Source organism: Actinomadura sp. 7K534 (genome assembly GCF_004348575.1).
Classification (GTDB): domain Bacteria; phylum Actinomycetota; class Actinomycetes; order Streptosporangiales; family Streptosporangiaceae; genus Spirillospora; species Spirillospora livida.
On record NZ_SMKB01000305.1, the window covers coordinates 1 to 7521 of the forward strand.

At 71.4% G+C, this 7521-nt stretch carries 6 protein-coding genes and 1 pseudogene; 4 read left to right on the forward strand and 3 right to left on the reverse strand.

All coding sequences use genetic code 11. From position 1 onward, the window contains the following. From E1266_RS33560 to E1266_RS33570, 3 genes and pseudogenes are all read right to left on the reverse strand, one after another. Positions 1–320, reverse strand: a pseudogene (locus E1266_RS33560) (aminoglycoside phosphotransferase family protein); the annotation flags it as partial. A gap of 222 nt (positions 321–542) precedes the next feature. After that, positions 543–2192: an apolipoprotein A1/A4/E domain-containing protein gene (locus tag E1266_RS33565; RefSeq protein ID WP_132054021.1), complete on the reverse strand. Its 1650-nt coding sequence runs from the start codon at positions 2190–2192 to the stop codon at positions 543–545. A gap of 628 nt (positions 2193–2820) precedes the next feature. Continuing rightward, positions 2821–4038: an SAM-dependent methyltransferase gene (locus E1266_RS33570; RefSeq protein ID WP_132054023.1), complete on the reverse strand. Its 1218-nt coding sequence runs from the start codon at positions 4036–4038 to the stop codon at positions 2821–2823. A 243-nt stretch (positions 4039–4281) separates the two neighbouring features. On the opposite strand from E1266_RS33570, the gene groES reads away from it, so the two are divergent. The 4 genes from groES to E1266_RS33590 all read left to right on the forward strand — a co-directional run. Beyond that, positions 4282–4593: a co-chaperone GroES gene (gene groES, locus E1266_RS33575; protein ID WP_207929349.1), complete on the forward strand. Its 312-nt coding sequence runs from the start codon at positions 4282–4284 to the stop codon at positions 4591–4593. Between the two features lie 86 nt (positions 4594–4679). Then, entirely contained in the window at positions 4680–6305 is a 1626-nt protein-coding gene (groL, locus tag E1266_RS33580) for a chaperonin GroEL (protein ID WP_132054025.1), read from the forward strand. A 314-nt stretch (positions 6306–6619) separates the two neighbouring features. After that, positions 6620–7207 (forward strand): sigma-70 family RNA polymerase sigma factor, encoded by a 588-nt coding sequence (locus tag E1266_RS33585; protein ID WP_132054027.1) that lies wholly within the window; start codon positions 6620–6622, stop codon positions 7205–7207. Positions 7208–7230: 23 nt separating this feature from the next. After that, the coding region (locus E1266_RS33590; RefSeq protein WP_207946075.1) for a hypothetical protein at positions 7231–7521 on the forward strand (291 nt) is incomplete at its 3' end.

The window sequence follows — 7521 nt, forward strand, 5'->3', positions numbered from 1 at the left end:
GGGGTCGGGATCTCGCAGCCGGCGAGGAGGGCGAGCGCGGCGATCTCGCGCTCGGGGGAGAACGCGGTGGCGCTGTAGCGGCTTTGCCCGGGGGCGGGCTCCCGGGACGTCCAGCGGCGCAGGACGAGCTCGTGCGTGCTGCCGGACCCGCTCTCGACGCGCAGCGCGTGGTTGGTGTGGGCCATCCCGCCGGGCAGCGGCCGGACCGCGCGGACCTCGGCCCCCTTGCCGAGGCACTCCTCCACCCAGCGCAGCGCGGCGCGGGCGGGCGGGCCGCCGGTCGGGAGGCAGGGAGCCTGTGTGTGGGTCACCTGATCCATGAAAACGGATTCCGAAGAGTATGGGGAGTGATTTCGTGAAGACGGAACGTAACGCGGCGCACGTCATCGCGCCGCGCCTCCGGTGGACCTTCGGGGCGTTGCGGTCTTCGCCGGGCGAACTTCGCGGATCCCGACGGGTATCGAATCTCCCGGGAAAGGGCGCGGGGTGGGGCCGGTCAAGGCCCCACCCACCCGGACACCGGCCGGTCTGGGGGCGGCCCCTCAGTCCTTGCTCTCGCGGCGGGGGCGCAGCAGCGCCTCGGCGAGGGCGAGCATCGTCTCCTCCAGGGTGGAGAGCCGCTTCAGCACGTCCTCGTGCACCGCGTTGACCTGCTTGGACACGTCGTCGTGGACGCCGTCGACCTTGCGGCCGACCTCCTCCTCGACGTGCGAGAAGCGCTTGGCGAACTCGGCCTGCGCGGCCTCGGCGCGCCGTCCGGCCTCGTCCTGCATGCCCTCCACGCGCCGCGCGAACTCGTCGTGGACCCCGCCGACCTGCCGCGCGACGTCCTCCTGCATGTGGCCCACCTGCTTGGTGACGTCCTCGTGGATGCTGCCGACCTGCCGCGTGACGTCGGCGTGGATGTCGCCGATCCGCTTGCCGACGTCCTCCTGGACGCCGCTGACCTGCCGGGACACCTCGTGGTGGACGGACTCGACCTGCTTGGCGACGTCGGTGTGGACCGACTCGACGCGGCGGGAGACCAGGTCGACCTGCGTGGTGAACTCCTCCAGCGCGCTGTCCACCCGCTTGGTGACCTCCTCGTGGATGCCCTCGATGCGCTTGCGGACGTTCTCGTGCACGTCCTCGAACCGGCGGGAGAACTCGTCCATCCGCTTGGCGACGTCGCTGTAGGCCGTCTCGGCGATCTGCGACATGGTCGCCTTGACCTCGTCGCGGTCGGGCCGGGCGCGCAGCTCCTCGATCAGCGGGTCGACCGCCTCGGCGAGGTGCTTCTCCAGCGCGTCGAAGCGGTCGCCGTACTCGGCCGCCGGCCGCTGCGCGATCTCGTTGAGCAGCCGGTGCAGCTCGGCGATCTCCAGGGTGGCGGGCAGCCGGCCGATCCGCTCGCCGACGCCGTCGATGCGGCCGTCGATGCCCTCGAACCGCCCGTCGAGGCCGTCCATCTTGCCGGACAGCCCCTCGAGGCGCCCGTCGACGCCGTCCAGCCGGCCGTCCAGGCCGTCGAGCCGCCCGCCGACGCCCTCGACCCGTCCGCCGACCGCCTCCAGGCCCTGCTCCATGCGCTCGGCCATCTCGCCGAGCGCCTGGTCGACCCGAGCCGTGACGCCGTTGATCGAGTGCTCCAGCCGCTCGGACCGGTGCCCGAGTTCCGCCAGCGACTTGTCGAGCCGGTTGAAGCGGACGGACGCGGCCTCCATGCTGCCCTGGAGCTTGTCCAGCCGCTTGGTCATCTCGTCCATGCGCTGCGACGCCTGCTGCGTGGCGTCGGTGATGTGCTGCGCGGAGTCGAGGACGGCCTGGATGCGCGTGAGGCCCTCGTCGACGTTCTCGGCGACGACGCCGACGTCGGCCCACAGCGCGGGCAGCTCGGCCACGGGCTTGACCCGGTCGCCGAACGCCTCCAGGTGCTCGGCGAGGCCCTCGGCCCATTCCGGGGGTTTGCCGGCCAGTTCGTCGACCTGCCCGCGGACGCTCTCGATCTGCCCGGTCAGCCCGCTGAGCTCCCGCTCGCGGACCTCGCGCAGCAGCCACTCCATGCCCTCCAGCCGCTGGCGGATCTCGTCGAGGACCTGACCCTGTGAGCGCTGTTCATAGACGTGGTCCTGCGCCGCACGGGCGAGCAACTCCCGCATCCGATCCGAGACCGGTTGACCCCCCGTCTGCAGGAAGTTGTGATTCGTTTCCACCCGATGCTCCTTCGTGTGCCGGCGCGACGAAATGACGCACGGCAAATGAATCTCTGGAGTGGCCACTGTAGTGCGTGTGGAGCGCGGCTATTACGGGTAGCAGAGAACATCGTGAGTTCTGTTGGATGCGCCTGTTATCCCAATGGGGCGAATAGTGAATGATCGCCGAACGCGCGAAGATCAAGCGTTGTGCGGCTATCAAGAAGATCATGGGGATGTGCACGGTGGCCGGGGGTGCGCGGGACGGCCTCCACCCGGTGTTCTGTCCGTACATCTCGCCCAACATCGGTAGTTCGCGAACCGCCGAGCCCTACGCAATGGCCCACGCGTGTTCGTGCGGCGTGATGCCCGGCGGTCGGTGGCGGGCCATTTTGATGACGTATTCGGGGGCGCCCTGGTCCCGGTCGCTGAACATGTCTTGGTGTTTCCCCGCCCGGTGAGTGCGGCGGGCCGATTGGCGGGCCGGAGCACGCCCTTGCCGGGTATGCGCCGTCCATGGCGAAGGCAATGCCGGAAAGCGCCGATGATTTGCGCGGCCATGGTGCGCCGCGCGCCCTCCCTTGGCATTGCCCCGTCCCGGGGAAGATCTTTGGACTCGATCCCGGGGCGGCCCGCCGGTCCGGGCGGGTCAGGCCCGGACGGGACGGGTCAGCAGCGCCACCGGGGCGTCGCCGACGCGGGTCACGACCAGCGTCAGCCCGGGTGCGCCGCGGGGCGCGCGGCGTCCGGCGAAGCCCAGGTCGCGGCGCAGCCGGTCCACGTCGACCGCCGAGCCGCGCTTCTTCACGGTGAGGACGCCCGTGCCGCGCCGGCGCAGCTCCGCGCGCAGCCGCTTGACCGAGAACGGCAGCACGTCCTCGACCTCGTACGCGGCGGCGAACGGGGTGGGGCGCAGCTCATCGGACGTGACGTAGGCGATGCGGGGGTCCGCGAGCCCGCCGCCGACCAGCTCCGCGACCTCGGCGACGAGGTGGGCGCGGATCACGGCGCCGTCCGGCTCGTACAGGTAGCGGCCCCAGGGGCGTACGTCCGGGGCGCCCAGATCGTGGGGGGTGAGCGTCGCGACCTGTGGATCGAGGTCGGCTGAGAGCAGGGTGGCCCGCCTGCCGGTCTCCCCGGCGAGCCCGCCGAGCCACAGGGCGGCCTCCTTGACCTCGCCGCCGACAGAGATCCACTCGGCTTCCGCGCCGTCCGGGACGGCCTCGTGCGGTATCCCCGGCGCGACCTTGACGCAGGCGGAGGGCACCCGGCCGGCCAGCCCCAGGACGACGTCCAGCGGCGGCTCATAGGAGCGGGGGTCGAAGATCCGGCCTCGGGCAGTGCGTCGTCCAGGGTCGGCGAAGACCGCGTCGAAGCCCTCGGGATCCGCCTCGGTCGCGTCACCCACGCGGACAGAGGCGAGATCGTCCAGGCCCAGCGCGGTGATGTTCGCCCGCGCCACCTCGGCGGTCAACGGGTCGAGCTCTACTCCGACACCGGAGAGCCCCGCACGCGCACGTGCGATGAGGTCCGCCCCTAGGCCGCACCCCAGTTCCAGGACACGCGCGCCAGACAGCCGGTCCGCGAACCGCCTCGCGCGATAGGCGGCCACACTCCCGCGGGTGGCCTGCTCCAGTCCGGTCTGCGTGAAGTACATGCGGTCGGCGTCATCGCCGAACTTGGCCCTGGCCCGCTGCCGCAGCCGAACCTGCGTGAGGGCCGCCGACACGAGGTCCGCATCGTGCCGCTCGCGCAGCCGGGACGTCGTCGCGAGCAGCCCGTCCTCGCTCACGTCCATGCCCGACGCCTCGTCGAGGAGCGCCTGGCCGGCGGGCGTGGCCAGGGCCAGGAACGGGACGATCTCCATGGTGGGGAAGTTAGCGGGCGGGGTACGGCGGGCGGCGGGTTTCCGGTCTGCTCGTGTCCGTGTTGACGGGCTACCGGGCACGGAATAGTCTCCAGACTGGCACTCTCCTGCTGAGAGTGCCAACACAGCGACAAAGGTCGGTCTGGCACCCGCGACGACAGGCCGGTCCAGGGTCGCCTCTTCTGCCACATGTGCTGGCCGGCCGACTGCGGCCGGCCGAGGACCAATCGAAGGGGAGGTCAGATCGTGACGACCGCCACCAAGGTCACTCTCAAGCCGCTCGAGGACCGCATCGTCGTCCAGCCGCTTGAGGCCGAGACCACCACCGCGTCGGGCCTGGTGATTCCGGACACCGCCAAGGAGAAGCCCCAGGAGGGCACCGTCCTTGCCGTTGGCCCGGGTCGCGTCGACGACAAGGGCGAGCGCGTCCCGGTCGACGTCAAGGTCGGCGAGGTCGTGCTCTACAGCAAGTACGGCGGCACCGAGGTCAAGTACAACAACGAGGAGTACCTCGTCCTCTCGGCGCGCGACGTGCTCGCGGTCATCGAGAAGTAATCACCGAGACGTGATGCATCCGCCCCGGTCGGCGCCGCCTTCGGCGGGGCTGCCCGGGGCGGAATCGCGTGAAGAGGAGAATCCGCATGGCGAAGATCCTGGAATTCGAGGAGGACGCTCGCCGGGCTCTTGAGCGCGGCGTCAACGCTCTCGCGGACGCCGTGAAGGTGACGATCGGCCCGCGCGGCCGCAACGTCGTCATCGACAAGAAGTTCGGCGCGCCGACCATCACCAACGACGGCGTCACCATCGCCCGCGAGGTGGAGCTGGAGGACCCCTACGAGAACCTCGGGGCCCAGCTCGCCAAGGAAGTGGCGACCAAGACCAACGACATCGCGGGCGACGGCACCACCACGGCGACCGTCCTCGCGCAGGCGCTGGTCCGGGAGGGCACCCGCAACGTCGCCGCCGGCGCGTCGCCGCTGTCCCTCAAGCGCGGCATCGACACCGCCGCGCAGTACGTCGCCGACCAGCTCGTCAAGTCGGCCCGCGAGGTCGAGGAGAAGGGCGAGATCGCGCACGTCGCGACCATCTCCGCGCAGGACCCGCAGATCGGCGAGCTGATCGCGGAGGCGTTCGAGAAGGTCGGCAAGGACGGCGTCATCACCGTCGAGGAGGCCCACACCATGGGCCTGGAGCTGGAGTTCACCGAGGGCCTCCAGTTCGACAAGGGCTACCTGTCGCCGCACATGGTGACCGACCACGAGCGCATGGAGGCCGTCCTGGACGACGCCTACGTGCTCATCGTGGACGGCAAGATCTCCAACGTGCAGGAGTTCCTGCCGCTGGCCGAGAAGGTCGCCCAGACCAAGAAGCCGCTGCTCGTGGTGGCCGAGGACGTCGAGGGCGAGGCCCTGGCGCTGCTCGTCGCCAACAAGATCCGCGGCACGTTCACCTCCGTCGCGGTCAAGGCGCCGGGCTTCGGCGACCGCCGCAAGGCGATGCTGGGCGACATGGCCGCGCTGACCGGCGGCCAGGTCGTCAGCGAGGCCATCGGCCTCAAGCTCGACGGCATCGGCGTCGAGGACCTCGGCCGCGCCCGCCGCATCACCGTCACCAAGGACGCCACCACGATCGTCGACGGTGAGGGCGACGCGGAGGAGATCACCGCGCGGATCAACCAGATCAAGGTCGAGATCGAGAACTCCGACTCCGACTGGGACCGGGAGAAGCTGCAGGAGCGGCTGGCCAAGCTGGCCGGCGGCGTCTGCGTGCTGCGCGTCGGCGCCGCCACCGAGGTGGAGCTGAAGGAGAAGAAGCACCGCCTGGAGGACGCCGTCTCGGCGACCCGCGCGGCGATCGAGGAGGGCATCGTCGCCGGCGGCGGCGCGGCGCTCGTGCACATCGCCAAGGAGGGCTTCGAGGCGCTCGGCCTGACCGGCGACGAGGCCACCGGCGCGGAGGCGGTGCGCCGCGCGCTGGACGAGCCGCTGCGCTGGATCTCCGAGAACGCCGGCCAGGAGGGCTACGTCGTCGTCTCCAAGGTCCGCGACCTGAAGGCCGGCCACGGCTACAACGCCGCCACCGGCGAGTACGGCGACCTGATCGCCCAGGGCGTCATCGACCCGGTGAAGGTGACGCGCAACACCGTCACCAACGCCGCCTCGATCGCGGGCATGCTGCTCACCACCGAGGTGCTCGTGGTGGACAAGCCGGAGGAGGAAGAGGACACCGCCGGCGGCCACGGCCACGGTCACGGCCACGGCCACTGAGAACCGCCGCACCGGACGGCGTCTCGTCCGGAAAGCGTCTCCCGAGACCCTCGCCCGTTCCGGGCGGGGGTCTTGGTTTTGAGGCGTGCGGGCTGCGTGACTCGTCGTGCTTCCCTGGGTGCGATGTGTAGTAACGCCAGAATCGCTCCAGCACTGTGACCATTCCGTTGTAAAGGACGGTGGAGACACGCCCGGGAGTGCTGGGCATCATGCTTGACGTGACCGAGGGAAGCTACGCCGGGACCATGGCCGCGCGCGCTGTCGACCCCTCGGGAGGGCCAGCGCCTCCGCCGTCCCACGACACCGGCCGTGGAATCCGCGTGCTCCGCGCGGCGCAGGCGGGCGACGGCGACCTCAAGGAGCTGACCAGTCTCGCCGTCCAGGGCGACCCGGGCGCCATCGAGGTCCTGATCGCCGAGGTCCGCCCCATGATCGTCCGGTACTGCCGGGCGCGCCTCGGACGGGTCTCCGGCCAGTACCACATCGCCGACGACGTGGCCCAGGAGGTCTGCATCGCCGTCCTGGCGGCCCTGCCCCGCTACCGGGACATGGGCCGGCCCTTCGTGTCCTTCGTCTTCGGCATCGCCGCCCACAAGATCGCCGACGCGCTGCGCAGCGCGGTCCGCGCGGCCGTGCCCACCGAGGACCTGCCGGACGGTCCCGACGACCGGCCCGGCCCGGAGGAGACGGTGGTCCGCTACATCGAGGCGCAGCGCGCCCGCGACCTGCTGACGCGCCTCCCCGAGCACCAGCGGGAGCTCGTCCTGCTGCGCGTTGTGGCGGGCCTGTCGGCCGAGGAGACCGGTAATGTGCTGGGCATGTCCGCGGGGGCGGTACGGGTGGCGCAGCACCGGGCCCTCGCCAGGCTCCGGGCGATGGCCAGAGAGGAGTCGATCGCTTGACGGAGCGCGGCCCCTTCACTGGCATGCGGGGAGCCCCGGATCCGGCCGAGCCGTCGAACCCCGGCGAGACCCGCGTGCCCGCGAGCGGTCCACCCGGCACCGCGGACCTCGGCGCGGTGCGCCGTACCGACGCGGTCATCGACTCGCTCGCGGCGCGGCGCGCTGCCGGTTCCGCGGCCCGTCCGCACCCTGGGACTGAGACCGGCCGGCCGCGGCAGGCCGAGGAGTCCGACCCCGCGGTACGGCTGCTGCGCGCTCTGCTCGACGACGTGGACGACCCCGGCTGCGGCCCCGAGGCGGCCCCGCCGCCACCG